Here is a 17,750-nt window from a genome sequence, read left to right as displayed (position 1 = left end):
AAACGGTAAATATGCAGGGAATCATTACGGCAATCATCATCGCGGCGGCATTCGTTTACACGCTGTTTTCCATCTACCGGTGGAACAAGCGGAAAGGGTGCGGATGCGGATGCTCCGATAAAAGGAGCGGAGAGTGCGACCTGTGCGACGGCTGTTCCGAATGCAGTAAACGCGACCGGAAAGAGGGAAGGCGGTAAGAAGCGGTCTTTTAGGTTGACTTTATACGCTCGTTTTTATAATTTTGCAACTGTTTACGAGCGAACCAAACTACAAATAAAAGAACGATGAAAAGATTTTTTGCATTTTTGGTTCTCGTCGCCTGTATCATGAGTGGCTGTAACAAAGACAACGAAAGCCCTGAAATGACCATTGGCAACATCACCGTTTCCGACAAAAACGAAATGAACCAGCGGCTCTACGCCGACCGCAACCAAAGCGGATTCGAATTTACCGCCGCGCAGTCCTGGAACGCCACCGTCACCGAAACCGGCTCCAAAGCAACCAACGCCACGTCGTCCCCGGACTGGATCGAACTGAGCCGATACGACGGCCCTGCCGGAAAATACCGCCTGACGATCGATCTGGAAACCAACACTACCGGCGCGGTGCGCACGGCGGTCATTACGATCGTCTGCGGTGACACCCGCATCACAGTCACGATACGACAGGAAGCCACTACCGAAAGCGGAGACATTCCGGATGACGGCGAAGAGGTAAACCCTTCCTACGGAGATACGACGGTAGTCGATATTCCGGACGAGAATTTCAGGAACTTCCTGATCGAAAACAAAAACTGCGGTTCGTTGGGCGGAAAAATACGTCAGTTCGAACTGGATATGATCGAATACATCGACTGTTCGGGACAGAACATCGCCTCGCTGGAAGGGATCGACCATTTCAGGCGGCTGCTCGGTCTGAACTGCCTGGGCAACCCGATCACGTCGCTCGACCTGTCCGGCAATACCGTTTTGCGGGAACTGGCATGCAGCGGCAACGGTAGCGACACGGGCGAAGAAACGAAAATTATGTCGCTCGACCTGACCGGCTGCGAATCGCTCGAAAAGCTGACCGCATACAGTCTGGACGTGGAATCGATCGTCGGACTGTCTACCTGCAAAGAATTAAAGATCCTTATCGCGGAATCCTGCAAGATCGCCGCCGGACTGGATCTGAAAGCATGCAAAAATCTGGAATCGGTAAAATTGAACTATAACGATTACCCGGCAATCGACGTTTCGGGATGTACCCTGTTACAGACCATCGACTGCGGCTACTCGGACAAAACGCTGGAAACGCTCAACGTGACCGGATGTTCCTCCCTGAAAACATTGGTTATCAATGACAGTAAACTCCGCGAACTCGATCTGGCCGGATGCCCGTCTCTCGTCACGCTGACCTGCGAACACGGCGCACTGCAAAGTCTCGACCTGTCGCCCTGCAAGGCATTGTCTGAACTGAACTGTAATAAAAACGAGCTCACGCAACTCGATATCTCATGCTGCCCGGAAATAACGACCGTGGAAGTCCCGTACAACCGACTCTCCGAAATCGACGCCCGAGCCAACAAGAATCTCGAAAAACTGGACGTAACTTACAACGAAGCGGGCATGAACATCTACCTGCTTGAATCGCACAAAGCATGGCCGTTCGAACTTAAAAAAGACCACGACGCCAACGTCTTCTACGAATAAGACGCATCCCGAACGGGCGAAGCGGCGGAGCGATCGCTCCGCCGCTTCGCTTATACCGGCACGTCCGGTTATCCGACCTGTTCCAGCGCCCGGGCCAACTGATCGGGGCAGGAAGTGCCTTTCCCCCTGCAATCGATCCCTTTCAAACGGGCGATCGCTTCGTCCACAGGCATCCCTTTTACCAGCGAGCAGATCCCCTGCGTATTGCCGTGACAACCGCCGACGAAGACCACTTCGCATATTTTACCGTCTTCGACCGCCGCGTGGATCATTTTGGAACATACCCCGCCTACCGGAGTATAATCAATCGTTTTTGCGCTCATTGCATGAAAGTTTGAATTCGACTTGCAAAGGTAGCAAATTCCGGCCGTTTTATCCGTCACAACAGTAACGAGCGGCGCGACAGCAACTGCATGAAACGTTCCCGGTAAGAGTCGGACACCGGAATATATACCTTCCCGAACACGATCCGGTTCCGTTCGATCGTTTTGATCTTGTCCACATGGACGATAAACGAACGGTGCACCCGAACGAAACGGTCGGCAGGCAGGGTTTCCTCGATAGCTTTCATGCTCATCAGCGTCATCACGGAAGCCCCGTCTTCGGTATGTATCTTTACGTAATCTTTCACGCCTTCGATATACAGGATCTGATCGAGGCGCAGCTGCACCATCTTGTATTCGGTCTTGACGAAAAGAGTTTGCGCGGATCGGCCCTGGGCAACCGGCCCCTCCTGTTTGCCGTCCTGAAGCCCGAACCAACGCTGCGCTTTGTCGGCGGCCCGCAGGAACTCGGCATAACTGATCGGTTTGAGCAGGTAATCCAGCGCATCGACCCGGAATCCTTCCAGCGCGTACTGTTCAAACGCTGTCGTAAAAACCACCCGCGTTTGCGTTCCGATCATCCGCGAAAGCTCCAGCCCGTTGAGCTGCGGCATCTGGATATCCAAAAAAATCAGGTCGATCTTTTCGCGCTGCAAAACGGTCAGCGCTTCGACCGCACTGGAACACGCTCCCGCAAAATGCAGGAACGGCGTCTGCTTTACATAACCCGCCAGCAGGTCCCGCGCCAGCGGTTCATCGTCCACGACAAGCGATTCGATAGCCATCGTCAAAGGTTTATAATCAGTTGCGACATATAACGATCTCCCAGCCGTTCCGTCCGCAAAATGTGCCGGTTCGGATAAATCAGGTTCAGCCTTTTACGCAGATTGTCGAGCCCGATCCCGGAACCGCTGCGGTCGTGGTCGTCTTTCGGGAAATAGCTATTCTCGATCGTGCAGACCAGCGTATCGGCTTCGGTAATCCGGAAAGCAATGCTGACGAACGATTTTTCGGACGGGCTTACCCCATGCTTGAACGCATTCTCGATCAGCGTGATGAACAGCAGCGGAGCTACCATATACCCCCTGCCGTCATCGGGAATGTCGATATTCAATTTCACCTGATCGGACGACAACCGCAAGCTCATCAACTCGATGTAATTTTTCATAAATGCGAACTCCTTGTCGAGCGAGATCAAGTTCTGATTGTTGTCGTACAACACGTAACGCAGCAAATGACTCAGGCTGTGGACGGCATACTGCGCCTGCGGGGGATTCAACTGGATCAGCGCATAGATATTATTCAGCGTATTGAACAGGAAATGCGGATTCAACTGACTCTTCAGGTTTTTCAGTTCGGCCTGCGTCCGTTCCTTTTCGATCTCCTGCTTTTCGGCCTCGGTACGGTACCAGTTACCGGTCATTTTGATCGCCACGCTCAGAGCGACCGTCAGCGCCAGCAGCATAAAATTCCACATCAGGAAAAAATAGGCCGGAGGGCCGTGGTGTCCGTCACCCTTCCGGGGCAGATCGGTCATAACGTACAGTCGGAAAATCTCGTGCCAGAAATGCTGGAACAGGTCTACCGCGACGATCAGCAGCAAGTTCATCAGAATAAAACGTCCCAGATGCTTGCGGAACAACTGCCGGTCGATCAACACGCAGTAATTGATGTAAAACACGATGATGAACGTCACCGGAACGACACAGAAATCGAGATATCGACTCAACGAAAAGGTCGCGTCATTCCTTCCGTACGCAAAAAAGAACGGCGACGTGAACATCAATCCCCAGGCGATCGAATGGATTGCAATCTGGAAAAATCGGTTCTTTTTACACTGAGGCATGTTCATTTTGTTTCCGTAAATTTAAGCGTTTTTATTCAATCCGCCAATCCGGCCCGGCTATTCGTAGCGGATCGCTTCGATCGGGTCGAGGTTCGAGGCCTTCTGGGCCGGATACCACCCGAAAAAGATTCCGGTCACGGTGCAGACGGCGAACGACAAAATCACCGAATAGGGCTGCACGAATACCGGCCAGCCGGCCGCATGCTTAATCACCGCCGACGCCCCGATCCCGAGAACGACTCCGATAATACCGCCCATCACGCTGATAATCACGGCTTCAATCAGAAATTGCCACAGGATATGCCGTCCTTTGGCTCCGATCGACATCCGCAACCCGATCTCCCGGGTACGCTCGGTTACCGACACGTACATGATGTTCATGATCCCGATCCCGCCGACCAACAGCGATATGCCCGCGATACAGGCCAGCAGGATGGTCATCAGGTCGGTCGTCGAACTCAACATCGAACTCAGTTCTTCCTGCGAACGGATGTTGAAATCGTCGTCGTCCCCCGCCTTGATCTTATGGTTCTGCCGCAGGATGGCCGTCAGTTCGTCGATCGCCTCGCCGGACATCTCTTCGCTGATAGCCGATGCGAAAATTCCCTGCAGATAAGTGATCGCCAGAATACGTTTCTGCACGGTAGTATACGGAGCCAGTATGAGGTCGTCCTGATCCTGTCCCATCGAATTATAGCCTTTCGGCGTCAGCACGCCGATGATTTTGAACGGAATCTTCCCGAAACGGATCGTCTTGCCGAGCGGATCCTCACCGTTCGTAAACAGGTTCTCGACCACGGTTTTCCCGACCACGCACACTTTGGCGGCCCGCCGGATATCCTGATCGGTGAACATTTCGCCTTCGCCGACCGAATATTTTCGAATCTCCATATAGTCCTGGTTGATGCCGTAGACCGAAGTAGGGGCGTTGTTGGCCCCGTTGACGACCTGTCCGCTGCTGTTCACCACCGGCGAGCAGGCGCTGATATAGGAAGCCTCGTGAATAATGGTCTGGTAATCCTCCATTTTTAGCGTCTGCATACTACTGGCGCTCTGACGTACGCCGCCGAAACGGCCGGCTCCCGGATGTACCATGATCATGTTCGATCCCATTTCGGAAATCTGCTCCCGAATACTGCGTTTCGACCCCTGACCGATGGCCAGCATCGCGATCACCGACGCGACGCCGATGATGATCCCGAGCATCGTCAAAAAGCCCCTGAACTTATTGTTCGAAAGCGCTTTCAGCGCAATTTTTATCAGATTCTTGTAATTCATAATCCCCGTTTTATTGGCCGCTGTCCTGCGGCAGCGAATCGAGTACTTCTTTGGCGGAACGGACTTGCGTATTCTGCACGTCCTCGACGATCCGCCCGTCGCGCAGCACGATGTTGCGGCTGCAGAACTCGGCGATCTCCGGATTGTGCGTTACGAAAACGATCGTACGCCCTTCCCTGTGCAGCTTTTGAAAAAGCGTCAGGATCTCGAACGACGTCCGCGTATCGAGGTTACCCGTCGCCTCGTCGGCCAGAATCATCACCGGATCGTTCACCAGGGCCCGCGCGATGGCCACCCGCTGCTGCTGGCCGCCGGACATCTGGTTCGACCGGTGATGAATTCGGTCGGCAAGTCCCACTTCATGCAAAGCATTGATAGAACGTTCTTTGCGATCGCGCGCCGAAACCGACGGATTGTAGAACAACGGCAGTTCGACGTTTTCGAGCGCCGTCGTCTTCGGCAACAGGTTGTAGGACTGGAATACGAAGCCGATCTTACGGTTACGCAGCGTAGCGCGGTCGTTACGACTCATCTCGCGCACCGAAATCCCGTCCAGGTAGTATTCGCCCGCGGTCGCCGTATCCAGACACCCGAGCAGGTTCAGCAGCGTCGACTTGCCGGAGCCGCTGGTTCCCATGATCGTAACGAATTCCCCTTCCCGGATGCTGAACGACACCCCGCGCAACGCATGCACCGTTTCACCGCCCACGACGAAATCCCTGCGGAGGTTCTCGACCCGTATAATATATTTTTCCATGATCAAATCCTTATAAGTAGGAAAATCTATTTTTTCGCATTCTTACGCGCCCCCGGAGGAGACGGCATAAACGGATTCGCTTCGCCCTGTCCGTCCGAAATCGACGCCACTCCGATATCCACGCCGGTAACTACTTTGTCGCCCTCTTTGATATCGCCCGTTATTTCAGCAAAAATCCCGTCGTTGTCGCCGGTCGTGACATTTACCGGCTGCAATCCCTGCGGCGACTGCATCCATAAAACCCGCGCACGCGGATTGGCCGAATCTGCGACCGGTTCCGGGGCATTCTCCGGCTGGAAACGCAACGCTTTCAAAGGCACCAACAACACACTATCCTTCTGCATCGTATAGATCGTCAGGTTGGCCGTCAGTCCCGGCTTTAGCTTCAGATCCGGATTCGGAGCGTCGACAACCACTTCATAGGTAACCACATTCGACTCGGTGGTCGGCTGCAGACGCACCTGCGTTACCGATCCTTTGAAAACATCCTCCGGAAAGGCATCGACGGTGAACGTCGCCTGCTGCCCCTCGACCACGCCTCCGATGTCGGCCTCGTCCACGTCGGCGATCACGCGCATCTGGCGCAAATCGTTGGCGATCGTAAACAGGGTAGGGGTGTTGAAGCTGGCGGCAACGGTCTGCCCTTCTTCGACCGCACGGTCGATCACCACGCCGTCGATCGGCGAATAGATCGTCGCATACTCCAGATTCTGCCGCGCCTTAGTAATATCCGACTGCGATTTTTCATAACTGCTTTTCGCTTTATTGTATTGGTATTCGGCCGTCTCGTAATCGGTATCGCTGACCATCTTCTTTTCGTGCAGCCCTTTGATTCGCAGAAAATTTTTCTCCTGATATTCGTATTCCGTCTTATTGGACTGCAAAGTCGCGGAACTGGACGCCAAATCCGCCTCCAACGTCGTTTTGTCCAATTCGGCGATCACCTCGCCTTTTTTCACCACCGAGTTGTAATCCACATAAATATGATTGATGATGCCCGATACCTGCGTACCTACCTCCACCTGGACGATCGGTTCGATGGTACCCGTCGCGGTAACGGTATTCACGATCGACCCCCGGTGTATTTCCGCCGTTTTGTATTTCATCTGCGGCTTTTCGCTTTTGCGCAGGATCAGGAATGCAGCGACAGCCAGTACGGCGATTACGACGATGGCGATTCCTATTTTCTTCAATGTTTTCATGAATTATGTTTTTTTGATTGTTTACAGCGTAATCGGTTCGTTCTGGTAGAAGTTCAGCAGTTTGATCGACAGCACGGCCTGATACTTGGCCTGGATCTGTTCCTGCTGCGCCGACAGGTAGTTGTTCTTCTCGGTCAGCAGTTCGACCGTATTTTTCATCCCTTCGTTGAATTGAGCCAGCACCAAACCGTAACTGGTTTCGGCCGATTTTACTTTGTCGTTGGCAGCCAGGTAGCGGCTCTGCGCCGAAACGGCATCCTGGTACAGCGACTCGACGTCTTTCAGCAGATCCTTTTCCATGCTCTGGTAATCGAGTTCGGCCTGACGGGTTTGCAAACGCGACCGTGCGATCGACGACTTCGCCTTGCGATTGTTGAAAATGGGAACGCTGAGCGTAATGCCCACATTCTCATTCAACTTGTTATTCAACTGATTGTAGAAAGAGTAGTTCGTTCCCGAAATATTCCCTGTACCGATCGATGCGCTGGCCGTCAGGCTCGGCAGTCCGTCTCCGGCAGCGATCTTCTCGCCCAACTGGGCCGACTCCACGTTCAAACGGCTGTTTTCGACCTGAGGCATCACCTCCAACGCCCGCCGGTACACCCGGTCCAGCGCCGGCACTTCGGCCAACACGTCCTCGCTGCTCAGGTCGGGAAACTGCACGTCGAAAGATTCGTCCAATCCCAGTTCGAGCAACTGTTTAAGAGTCAGAATATTCTGATCCAGCGATGTTTGGCTAACCGTCAGTTGATATTTGTCGCTGCTGTACTGCGACTCCATCTGGGCATAATCGCTCGGAGCGATCGAGCCGGCTTCCAGCAACGCCTTCGAACGCTCCAACTGCGCGGCGGACGACTCGACGGTCTGTCGGCTGATCTTCACGTTTTCATTGGCGTACAGGATGTTCAGATAGGCCTGCGTCACGGCGATCTCAATGTCGTTCCGAGCCATATCGACCTGGAACTGCCGGCTTTTGTTGATCACCTCTTGTTGCCGCAGCGAATTGGTCAGCTTGCTCCCGTTGTAGATGGTGATGCCGGTCTTCAACGCATAATTTCCGGAATAGGTTCCGTTAGCTTCGAAATTCCCGTCCGTCTTTTCGCTTTTCTGATTGACGTAATTCTGCGACGTCGAGAAATCCAGCGAAGGCACCCGTTTAGCCTTGGCTTCCGCCAGGTCTTCCTGTGAACTCTGCTGGGTCACTTGAGTCGAATGTACCTGGATATTGTTTTCCCGCGCATAGTCGATGCATTTGCGGAGCGACCATCCTCCCGGCGACTGGGCCCACGCCGCCTGTCCCGCGAACAGCAGGAGACAAAGGGCCGGAATCGGTTTAAATCTGTTTATCATATTCGGTTTGCATTATGAGATTTCTCAATGCAAACATAATTTTATCCGATCCGTACGGCAAATGAAATATAAGTATCCCGCATTTCCATCGACCAACGCCCCTTTTTCATCGACAGGTTCCGCGTCGGCACCCGATGCAGTTCATCCAGATGACGTCTCTTTCCGAAACGAAGGCGACCGCCCCATTTGGAGCGGCCGCCCGGTAGCACGACGGCCCGTCCGATTACGGCTGCGTCTGTATTTTGGCCGACTTTACGATCTCAGACATTTTACTGCCAAATTCGGCGGCCCACTGCGGCACCACGCCCATCACCTCCTTTAAAATCAACGGTTGCGTCGAAGCCATTTTCTTCCCCAGCGGGCTTTCGTAAAACGCGATCAGTCCGTCCAGATCCTCCTCGGTGTAATACTTGGCGTAGATCGGGGTCATCATTTCGAGCATTTTCGGAAAGTATTCCGCCATCAGATCCTCGATCTGCCGCGAAACGGAATCCGGCATTGCGGGCACCTGCTGCTTCATCATGCCGATCATCTGTTTCGGCAGTTCTTTCATAACCGCATCGGAACCCGAAAGTTCCAGCATTCTCGTCATTTTCGCCGTATACTCCGGCGTCTGCGCCCGAACGCCCAGCGCGAGCAGCGCAAGGGCTCCGCACAGTAAAACCAACTTTTTCATTTTTTCGATTTAAAATCCATACTCGATCATTTCCTTCTTTACGCCGCAGGTCGTGCGGTACGTCCGAATAAATAAAGATAGCAATACGTTAAATGTAACGATAAATCGAATATCCGCAAAATAATCTTCTCTTTTTTATAAAAAAACAACGGGGCGCAGTTTTTGAATGAAAACCGGCAATGTTCAACCATTAAAACAAGACATATGAATTACGGAATCAGCGTATTGTTCAGAGCCATACCGCTTGTAATGGCCCTGTTTTGCTTTTTTTACGGCGGCTACATCTACCTGTGGGGCGACGACTCTTCGCGGATGATCGCCGGCCCGGTCGTTTTCTTCCTCGGATCGATCTGCATCGCACTGTTTGCGACGGCCGCCACGATCATCCGCCAGATCATCCACACGTACAATCCGTTCGCCAAGTATTTTCTGCCGATTCTCGGATACTCCGTAGCCCTCGCCACGTTCATCTGCGGCATCGCGATTTTCAAAGACACCGAAGTCGCCGAATTTTTCGTAGCGGGGCACATCGTCTGCGGACTGGGGTTAATCACCGGATGCGTCGCGACGGCGGCCACCGTATCCACGCGTTTCTCGCTGATCCCCGAAAACAGCACTTCGCCGAGCCGCGAGATCAACGCCAAAGGATTTACCCAACAGCAGGAGCTGATTTTCGAATCGATCGCCGCATTCTTCGCGGCGCTGGCCTGGGCCTGGACGATCGTTCTGCTGGCCGGAGGCAGCACGCCTCATTTCGTAGCCGGAAGCGTGATGGGGGGTATCGCCTGTATCTGCACCTCGCTGATCGCATTGGTCGCCAGCATCGTCCGTCAGGAGAGGAACGTCTATGCGGACCGGGAAAAAAAGATCTGGCCGAGACTGGTGCTGATCATGGGCACGATCGCCACGATCTGGGGACTGATCGTGATCTTCGTCTATTACGGCCAAACCCGCGACTTCGTCGGATTCGTCCTGATCGGCCTGGGCCTGGTTTGTTACAGCATTTCCAGCAAGGTCATCTTGCTGGTTAAAATATGGAAAGCCGAATTTCCGCTGGCCGCGCGTATCCCGCTGATCCCGGTACTGACGGCCTTGATCTGTCTGTTCCTCGCTTCGTTTCTGTTCGAAGAAGCTGTTTACAAAGAGAAATTTTTCGTTCCCGCCCGGGTAATCGTCGGTCTCGGAGCGATCTGTTTCACGCTTTTCTCGATCGTCAGCATCCTCGAAAGCGGCGCGAAAAAATCCAAATAACCTTCAAAAAACAGCAAAAACCCATCTTCCTTCACGGAAGATGGGTTTTTATTTTCATACGCTCCGACCACATAGCCGGACACGTCCGGTTAGAAACGGTAACCGAGCGTAAGGGCGAACACGTTATTATGAACTTTTCCTCCTTCGCCGGCGGAGATGTTCGCCACACCGATGTTGTAACGGGCATCCAGAATCAGCTTATTGAAAAATTCATAGCTTACGCCCACGGGGAATGCGAAATCGAACGACTTATAGTTATTGGTCGTCGTGAAAGCCGTCTCTTCGCCGCTCTCTTTAACCTTATCTTTGCCGGACAACAGCACGCCCGGCTGGATACCGATGTTGAATGCCAGTTGGTCGAGCACGTAGAATTTGGCCAGGATCGGCAAATTCAGGTAGTTGGTCTTGGCGATGTACTTGTCTCCGCCGCTTTTCAGCATAGCGCCTTCGCGCGAGAAGAGCAGGTCGGCAGACATCCCGATCCAATCGTTGAACCGGTAGTCGACGAATACGCCGGCCGTGAGTCCGGTCTTCGAATCGAGTCCGGTATTATTCATTCCCGAAACGTTCAGACCGGCCTTGACACCCCAGCCGAATCCCTGTGCAAACGAAGAGGTTCCGATCGCCAGCATGGCGACAACTGCAACAACAATTTTTTTCATGATCGCATAATTTTTAATTAGTAATCAATTGATTTTATCAGGTGTAATACGATTCTTGACAAAACGCACCGCCGCCCAACCGTTGCGCCTGCGCACGCCGTCGGCATCCAGCCCGCACGCCGCCGCCCGGCTTTCGATAGCCGAAATATCGGCTTCGAGGATACCGCTCACCAGCAGCATTCCTCCCGGCGTCAGCGTCGCCGCATAAACCGGCATATCCGCCAGCAGAATGTTGCGGTTAATATTGGCCAGCACGAAATCGTAACGTTTCCCGGCCAGCAAAGACGCGTCGCCCTGCAACGGGACGATCCGTCCTTCCATTCCGTTGGCCTTTATATTCTCGGTCCCGTTGCGATATGCCCACTCGTCGATATCGACGGCATCGACCCGTACGGCTCCCCGTTTCACGGCCAGAATGGAAAGCACCCCGGTGCCGCTTCCCATATCCAGTCCCGATTTTCCAGCAAAATCGACATCCATAATTTCGGCCGCCATCAGATAGGTGGTCGCATGATGACCCGTGCCGAACGACATTTTCGGCATAATCTCCACATCGTACTCGCAAGCGGGATTTTTCGAATGGAAAGGAGCGCGTATCCGGCAACGTCCTTCGACGTCGATCGGCTCGAAATTGGATTCCCAGACGGTATTCCAGTTCCGGTCGGGAACTTCCGCCGCCGTATACCGGCAGCGATTGCGTTCGAGCGACTCCTCGATCGCGGATCTCCACATCCGAAAATCCGCCTCGGGAATATAGGCCTTCAAACAATCCTCCTCTTCGGTGAAGCCGTCGAACGGATAGTCGCTCAATTCGGCGATCAACATCTCCCGTTGCGACTCGGTGGCGGCCTCGATTACAAATTCGGTATATTTCATGCGCTCTAACGATTCAACCGGTTTCTTCGGAATCTGCAAAACCGATACCAGCTTTCCCCGTACTTTGTTTCTTTCAAAAAACTTGATTATTTTACAAAAATAGTAATTTTGACTGAAAATAAGCACAGGTCATGCGAGATTGGGATAAAGAGTTGAAAGATTACACCTTTTATATCAAACTGGAAAAAAAACTTTCGGACAATACGGCCGAGGCCTACCTGCGGGATCTGCGGCAAATGGCCGGCTATATGGACAGCGAATTCGGTATCGGGCCGGAACAGGTGCGCGAGCAGCACATCGAATCGTTTTTGGCATACTTGTACGACAAAGGCGTGAAAAAGACGACGCAGGCACGGATTCTGAGCGGGGTGAAAAGTTTTTTCAACTACCTGCTGATCAACGACCGGATCGAAAACCTGCCCACCGAATTCATCGACCCGCCGAAAACGGGACGCAAGTTGCCCGATGTCCTTTCGGTCGCGGAGATCCAAGCCATTCTGGATACGATCGACCTGAGCAGCCGTTTCGGACACCGCAACAAGGCGATGATCGAAACGCTGTACAGTTGCGGCCTGCGGGTTTCCGAACTGATATCGCTGCGAATCAGCGACCTGTTTTTCGACGACGGATTCATCCGCGTGATCGGGAAAGGGGACAAACAACGGCTCGTGCCGGTCAGCCGACAGGCCGTCCGGCTGATCGGCTGTTACCTCGAACAGCGCGCCGGGCAGGAAACCGACCCGCGTTCGGCCGACACGCTGTTTCTGAACAACAAGGGTAGGGGGCTGACCCGCGTTATGATCTTCCACATCATCCGCGAAGCGGCGAAAGCCGCCGGGATCGCCAAGACGATCAGTCCGCACACATTCCGTCACTCATTCGCCACGCACCTGCTCGAAGGAGGGGCGAGCATCCGCCAGGTACAGGAGATGCTCGGGCACGAATCGATCCTGACGACCGAAATATACACCCATCTCGATCGCGAAAACCTACGCGACAACGTTGAGTCGCACCATCCGCTGTCGGATTTTTGACCCGGCGGGAACCGTTTTACTCCTTGGGTGTCAGCTCGCAGCCGAGCAGCATACCGTCATAAGCCGACGCCACCTTGCCGATTGCGTTCACCGTGGCGTTCTGGGTCATATTAGCGACCGCAGAAACGATTTCCAGCAACTTGTCAGCCTTGAAAAGCAGCCGAATACGGTCGCCCGTCTTGCGGACGTAAAGGTTCAAAGAACCGGCGCCGGCAAGCCCTTCCACGGCTCCGTATTTCAGACTGATCTGCCCGGTCTCGCCGTCCACAGAAAAGGTTCCCCCGATACTGCGGTTCTTCAGTTGGCAGACAAAACTGCTGTCGGTATTGAACGTCACCGAAAACCGGTCGGCCGAGATGCCCGCTTTTGCATACAACTCCGCGAGTTTCGCTTCGATTTGCGAAGAGACGAGACTTCCGCCCACTTTTTTCGCCGCATCGTCGCTCTCCAGCTCGCAGGCGGGTTTCGAATACGCCCATGTCCCGGCCAGATCGGCCGCCGTGACTTTCAACGAAATCAGCGAACCCGCCAGATTTCCGACCGTTTCCTTGTTCAAAACGTCTTTCAGCGACCACTGGGCGTTTGCCGTCAGGCACGACATGCAGCACGACAAAAACATCAATACAAAGTATTTCATTTTTTCGGAATTAAAGTTTCTAAAATCGAACCCGCCTTAACGCGAAGCGACCCGGATCGGCGCGTCGCCCTCCTTGTACCAATCGCCGCGGGCCCGCATCACCTGCTCGACCACATCCCGCACGCATCCCTGCCCGCCGCCAAACTGCGACACGTAACGCGATGCATTGACGATCTCCGCCACGGCGTCGGCCGGACAAACCGGCATACCGACATGCCGCATCGGCTCCAGATCAGGCACGTCGTCCCCCATGTAAAGAATTTCGTCGGCGGAGACGTCCAATTCGTCGCAAAGTTCTTTCAGAGCCTTCAGCTTTTCGTGGCAATCCATATAAACGTGATCGACGCCGAGCATGTCGAAACGCACCTTCAGGCTGTTCCCCTTGCCGCCGGTAATGATCGCTATGTGATAGCCCTTTTTCAATGCCAGCGACAGCGCATAACCGTCTTTCGAATTGTACTTGCGGATGAAATCCCCTTCCGGAGTGACGGAAATCCCGCCGTCGGTCAGCACCCCGTCCACATCGAATACGAAAACCCGGACGCGCGCTATATCTTCTTTGAAGTTTCCCATATATTAAGGCTTATGTTTTTATAAAGGTTTTGTAGTTCGGGATGATTGTGCAGCATTTCGATGTGCTTGTGCCGGGTACGGTAGTCGTTGCGGCGCGCAGGGCCGGTCTGTACGGCCGCAGCCGACGGGCTGTCGAGCGCCTTGGCGACCGTTTCCCGGATCAGCGGCTTGATCAGGTCGGCGGGCAGGCCGTACTCCTGCAATAACTGCTGCCCGACGGCGAACATGTGGTTGGCGAAATTGCAGGCGAACACGGCCGCCAGATGAAGTCGCATCCGCTGCCGCGAATCGGCGATCCGCACCCGCGTACTCAGCGCCCCGGCCAGTCCGGCCAGCGCATCGACCGTAAAATCGTTGTTTCCCTCGATAAAAAGAGGAACGTCGCTCAGTTCGAGACTGCGCCCCGCCGTAAAAGTCTGCAACGGATAAAAGACCCCTTTGTTCCGGATGCGGGGGGCCAGTTCTCCGAGCGCGACGCTGCCGGCCGTATGCGCGACGACCGCATCCCCGAAGTCGAAACTCTCGGACAATTTCGGTACGGCGCGGTCGCTGACCGCCATCAGGTAGATATCCGCTTCGGCGATTCGCTTCGGATCGTCGGCGCAGGCGCAACGAACCGCCCGGGCAATCGCCTGCCCGCGTTCCCGGTTGCGGGCATAGATCTGCACCAATTCGTAACGACTGGCTCCGATCGCTTTCGCCAGCGCCTCGGCCACGTTTCCGCTTCCTATGATAACGACTCTTTTCACTCCGTTCCGGCTGTAAATATCTTTATTCCGTTCGTACATCCATCAGTAAAACATTGTCCGCGCTGCGACTGACCGTCAGGTTCAGCCGGTTCACGATTGCGTCGATCTGCCGGAACTCGGGACTCTGCTGCAAATCGAGCGACGCCATTCCGCTCGCCTCGACCTGCTGGATCACGTCGCAGACCCGCAGCGTATGCACGTCGCGGGCCGGCACGTACAGGTTGACCTTATCTTCTTTACTGACCGTCGACACGATCAGCCCAGCCTTTTCGAGGTCGAAAACGGCATCCCGCACGATGCGCACCGGCAGGTTCAGATCCTGAGCCACCGTTTCGGACGATACGGCTCCGTCGCGCGCGAGAAAATGCGCGATAATCTGGTGCATCACCACGAGCAGCGCCTTCTTGCGGTACTCGTAACTCATCTCCTTGGCGATCTTTTCGAACTCGAACTTCCGGATGTTCTGGTAGGCGAACGACAGCTCGGCGCCGAACAGCACGATCTGCCAACTGCTCTGCAACCAAATCAGGAACAACGGCACGGCGGCAAAACTGCCGTATATCGCATTATAACTGGTCAGTCGCGACTGAATGAAAATATAGGCGATCTGGAACAACTGAAAGATCGTCCCGGCAATCACCCCGGCCGAAACGGCGCTGCGCAGCTTCACTTTCGTATTCGGCATCACCAGATAGACGAATGCGAACATCAGCCAGATCATCACCAGCGAAGCGAGTCCGAGGAATACGCTGACCACGGGCGACGAAGTAAGGTGCATTAGATGTTTTTGTATCTGCAGCCCGATACTGCTGGAGATGATCCACAGGATCGGCGTTACGACGATCACGGTCGTATAATCGCTGAATTTGCGTGCGAAACTGCGCGAACGGCGCACTTCCCAAATGTTGTTGAAAGCGCTTTCGATGTTCCCGAATACTTTCAGCACGGCCCAGAACAGCACGACCAAACCCACCGAAGCGATCAGTCCGCCCTTGGTACGCAGCAACATCGCGTTGGCGAATGCGATCACCTGGTCGATCACGACGGTATACTGCGGGAACTGGTTGTAAAGATACTCGTTCAGGCGTGTTTCGAGTCCGAACCCCTTGGCGATCCCGAATACGAGCGCGGCGACCGGAACGATCGACATCAGCGTATAGAAAGTCAGCGCGGCCGAGCGCACCAGAATCCCGTGCTGCCCGAAGCCCTGCGCCGTAAAGATGAACACTTTGAACTGGCGCACCGCCCAACGCATTTTCCGGGACTTGTATTCGTGTTCTTTCTTTACCCAGATGTCGTGCGTGATATACTGAATGATTTTCCTAATCATATTTTCGCTTCCTTGGCCGTGTAACAAAGGTAACTATTTATTTCGATTTTCCGTTTCCGGCAAAGCGCCCTGCGGCGGGATTCTGCGGATACGCAAACCCAGCCAGGCGAACAGGATCGACATCAGCGGACTGATGTAACAAAAAAAAGCGTAGGGCAGGTAAGCGACCGTCGCCACGTTCAGCACGCCGGCCTGCGTCGCGCCGCAGGTATTCCACGGGATCAGCACCGAGGTGGCCGTACCGGCGTCTTCCAGCGTCCGGCTCAGCACTTCGGGAGCCAGCCCTTTGCGCCGGTACGCGCTGCCGAAAATTTTGCCGGGGATCACGATGGCGAGGTACTGGTCGGATGCGGTCGAATTGAACAGTACGCAGGTTCCCGCCGTCGCGCTCACGAGTCCTCCGGTCGAACGTACGCGGCGGATGAGCGCCGTCGTGATCCGCTCCAAAAACTGTCCGGCCTCCATCACGCCGCCGAAAATCATCGCCGTGATAATCAGCCAGACGGTATTCAGCATCCCGGCCATTCCCCTCGACGTAAACAGCGAATCGACCATCGGATCGCCCGTTTCCGGCGATACCGTCCCGTACATCGCCCGGCTGACGACACGGTAAGCGCCCCCGGCCGTCAACGTCCCGTCGCCGCTGAGCGAACCGATCAGTTCCGGCTGGCATACGACCGCCATCACGCCGCCGAGCAGGCTGCCGACGAAAAGCACCGGCACCGGAGGCATTTTGAACACGATCATCGCCACCGCCGCCAACGGCACGAGAAACAGCACCGGAGAAATGTAATAATAATCCGTAATCATCCGCTGCGTATCGGCTACCGAAACATCCGCTGCAATTTTACCGCCGCCGATCGACAGTATCGTAAAAATAATCAGCGTTACGAAGATCGTGGGCAGAGTCGTGTACAGCATGTAACGGATATGCGTGAAGAGATTCGTTCCGGCGATCGCCGCGGCGAGGTTGGTCGTATCGCTCAGCGGAGAAACCTTGTCGCCGAAATATGCCCCCGAAATGATGGCTCCGGCGATCACCGGGTCTCCGAACCCGAGCGTCCGTCCGATTCCCAGCAACGCCACCCCGACGGTGGCCACCGTCGACCACGAACTGCCCGTAGCCAGCGAAATCAGCGCCGAAATGACCACCGTAGCCGGCAGGAAGTATTCGGGACGCAGCACATACAGCCCGTAATGGATCATCGCGGGAATAATTCCGCTGAGCATCCACGTTCCGGAGAGCACCCCGATCATCAGCAGAATCAAGATCGCCGGAATGGCTCCGGTCAGCGTCCGCACGATTCCTTCCAGAATATCCCCCCACGTTTTCCCGTTGCGAATCGCGATGCAGGCCGTAACGCCCGAAGCGATCAGCAGCGACATCTGATTGGCTCCCGCGAGGGTCTCGTCGCCCAGCAGCGTCACGTTAAGCCCGATCAGCACGATCAGTACGGCGACCGGAATAAGGGACTGAAAAACAGTGGGGGATTTAACGGTCTTCCGCATCGTCGG

19 protein-coding genes are annotated in these 17,750 nt (G+C 54.5%); 4 read left to right on the top strand and 15 right to left on the bottom strand.

Annotated elements, in window-relative coordinates; translation table 11 throughout:
- Nucleotides 1–11: 11 nt before the first annotated feature.
- Both PGR91_RS06500 and PGR91_RS06495 read left to right on the top strand, forming a co-directional pair.
- Complete coding sequence (locus tag PGR91_RS06500) at nt 12–197, top strand: FeoB-associated Cys-rich membrane protein (protein ID WP_101570636.1); 186 nt, start codon at nt 12–14, stop codon at nt 195–197.
- Nucleotides 198–284: 87 nt separating this feature from the next.
- Nucleotides 285–1,691: a BACON domain-containing protein gene (locus PGR91_RS06495; protein WP_118656592.1), complete on the top strand. Its 1,407-nt coding sequence runs from the start codon at nt 285–287 to the stop codon at nt 1,689–1,691.
- 68 nt (nt 1,692–1,759) lie between these two features.
- On the opposite strand, the gene PGR91_RS06490 is transcribed toward PGR91_RS06495, so the two are convergent.
- The 8 genes from PGR91_RS06490 to PGR91_RS06455 all read right to left on the bottom strand — a co-directional run bounded on the left by PGR91_RS06490 (nt 1,760) and on the right by PGR91_RS06455 (nt 9,123).
- Complete coding sequence (locus tag PGR91_RS06490; protein ID WP_055204168.1) at nt 1,760–2,014, bottom strand: TIGR03905 family TSCPD domain-containing protein; 255 nt, start codon at nt 2,012–2,014, stop codon at nt 1,760–1,762.
- A 56-nt stretch (nt 2,015–2,070) separates the two neighbouring features.
- Nucleotides 2,071–2,799, bottom strand: a complete 729-nt coding sequence (locus PGR91_RS06485; RefSeq protein WP_118656590.1) for a LytR/AlgR family response regulator transcription factor — start codon at nt 2,797–2,799, stop codon at nt 2,071–2,073.
- A 2-nt stretch (nt 2,800–2,801) separates the two neighbouring features.
- A complete protein-coding gene (locus PGR91_RS06480) occupies nt 2,802–3,860 on the bottom strand; it encodes a sensor histidine kinase (protein WP_118656673.1) in 1,059 nt (352 codons plus the stop codon).
- A 57-nt stretch (nt 3,861–3,917) separates the two neighbouring features.
- Nucleotides 3,918–5,138 carry an ABC transporter permease gene (locus PGR91_RS06475; RefSeq protein ID WP_055204161.1) on the bottom strand — a complete coding sequence of 407 codons (1,221 nt, stop codon included), beginning with the start codon at nt 5,136–5,138 and terminating at the stop codon, nt 3,918–3,920.
- A 10-nt stretch (nt 5,139–5,148) separates the two neighbouring features.
- Entirely contained in the window at nt 5,149–5,895 is a 747-nt protein-coding gene (locus tag PGR91_RS06470) for an ABC transporter ATP-binding protein (protein ID WP_055204160.1), read from the bottom strand.
- 26 nt (nt 5,896–5,921) lie between these two features.
- Nucleotides 5,922–7,097 (bottom strand): efflux RND transporter periplasmic adaptor subunit, encoded by a 1,176-nt coding sequence (locus PGR91_RS06465; protein ID WP_118656588.1) that lies wholly within the window; start codon nt 7,095–7,097, stop codon nt 5,922–5,924.
- A gap of 21 nt (nt 7,098–7,118) precedes the next feature.
- Nucleotides 7,119–8,447 carry a TolC family protein gene (locus PGR91_RS06460; protein WP_118457456.1) on the bottom strand — a complete coding sequence of 443 codons (1,329 nt, stop codon included), beginning with the start codon at nt 8,445–8,447 and terminating at the stop codon, nt 7,119–7,121.
- A gap of 223 nt (nt 8,448–8,670) precedes the next feature.
- A complete protein-coding gene (locus PGR91_RS06455; protein ID WP_118656586.1) occupies nt 8,671–9,123 on the bottom strand; it encodes a DUF2059 domain-containing protein in 453 nt (150 codons plus the stop codon).
- A 204-nt stretch (nt 9,124–9,327) separates the two neighbouring features.
- On the opposite strand from PGR91_RS06455, the gene PGR91_RS06450 reads away from it, so the two are divergent.
- Nucleotides 9,328–10,374 carry a DUF2776 family protein gene (locus PGR91_RS06450; RefSeq protein WP_101570646.1) on the top strand — a complete coding sequence of 349 codons (1,047 nt, stop codon included), beginning with the start codon at nt 9,328–9,330 and terminating at the stop codon, nt 10,372–10,374.
- An 89-nt stretch (nt 10,375–10,463) separates the two neighbouring features.
- On the opposite strand, the gene PGR91_RS06445 is transcribed toward PGR91_RS06450, so the two are convergent.
- Nucleotides 10,464–11,036 carry a porin family protein gene (locus PGR91_RS06445; protein ID WP_101570648.1) on the bottom strand — a complete coding sequence of 191 codons (573 nt, stop codon included), beginning with the start codon at nt 11,034–11,036 and terminating at the stop codon, nt 10,464–10,466.
- A gap of 24 nt (nt 11,037–11,060) precedes the next feature.
- Entirely contained in the window at nt 11,061–11,912 is an 852-nt protein-coding gene (prmA, locus tag PGR91_RS06440) for a 50S ribosomal protein L11 methyltransferase (protein ID WP_101571575.1), read from the bottom strand.
- Between the two features lie 131 nt (nt 11,913–12,043).
- On the opposite strand from prmA, the gene xerD reads away from it, so the two are divergent.
- The gene (gene xerD / locus PGR91_RS06435; protein WP_101570650.1) at nt 12,044–12,946 is read left to right on the top strand and encodes a site-specific tyrosine recombinase XerD; all 903 of its coding nucleotides are present in this window, start codon (nt 12,044–12,046) and stop codon (nt 12,944–12,946) included.
- Between the two features lie 16 nt (nt 12,947–12,962).
- On the opposite strand, the gene PGR91_RS06430 is transcribed toward xerD, so the two are convergent.
- Genes PGR91_RS06430 through PGR91_RS06410 form a run of 5 tightly spaced genes read right to left on the bottom strand, consistent with a single transcriptional unit; the run spans nt 12,963 to nt 17,744 of the window.
- On the bottom strand, nt 12,963–13,583 hold the full coding sequence (locus PGR91_RS06430) for a DUF4923 family protein (RefSeq protein ID WP_118656584.1): 621 nt from the start codon (nt 13,581–13,583) through the stop codon (nt 12,963–12,965).
- A gap of 36 nt (nt 13,584–13,619) precedes the next feature.
- Nucleotides 13,620–14,156, bottom strand: coding sequence for a KdsC family phosphatase (locus PGR91_RS06425; protein WP_055204144.1), 537 nt, complete (start codon nt 14,154–14,156; stop codon nt 13,620–13,622).
- The gene (locus tag PGR91_RS06420) at nt 14,132–14,944 is read right to left on the bottom strand and encodes a Rossmann-like and DUF2520 domain-containing protein (protein ID WP_153498052.1); all 813 of its coding nucleotides are present in this window, start codon (nt 14,942–14,944) and stop codon (nt 14,132–14,134) included. The genes PGR91_RS06425 and PGR91_RS06420 overlap by 25 nt, the downstream gene beginning before the upstream one ends.
- On the bottom strand, nt 14,928–16,235 hold the full coding sequence (locus PGR91_RS06415; RefSeq protein ID WP_101570652.1) for a YhjD/YihY/BrkB family envelope integrity protein: 1,308 nt from the start codon (nt 16,233–16,235) through the stop codon (nt 14,928–14,930). Before PGR91_RS06415 ends, PGR91_RS06420 begins: the two co-directional genes overlap by 17 nt.
- A 33-nt stretch (nt 16,236–16,268) precedes the next feature.
- The gene (locus PGR91_RS06410; RefSeq protein WP_101570654.1) at nt 16,269–17,744 is read right to left on the bottom strand and encodes a Na+/H+ antiporter NhaC family protein; all 1,476 of its coding nucleotides are present in this window, start codon (nt 17,742–17,744) and stop codon (nt 16,269–16,271) included.
- Nucleotides 17,745–17,750: the final 6 nt, after the last annotated feature.

Origin of the sequence: Candidatus Alistipes pullistercoris (assembly GCF_027665465.1) — a bacterium.
GTDB lineage: Bacteria > Bacteroidota > Bacteroidia > Bacteroidales > Rikenellaceae > Alistipes_A > Alistipes_A hominis.
This window is presented reverse-complemented; position numbering and strand designations above follow the sequence as displayed.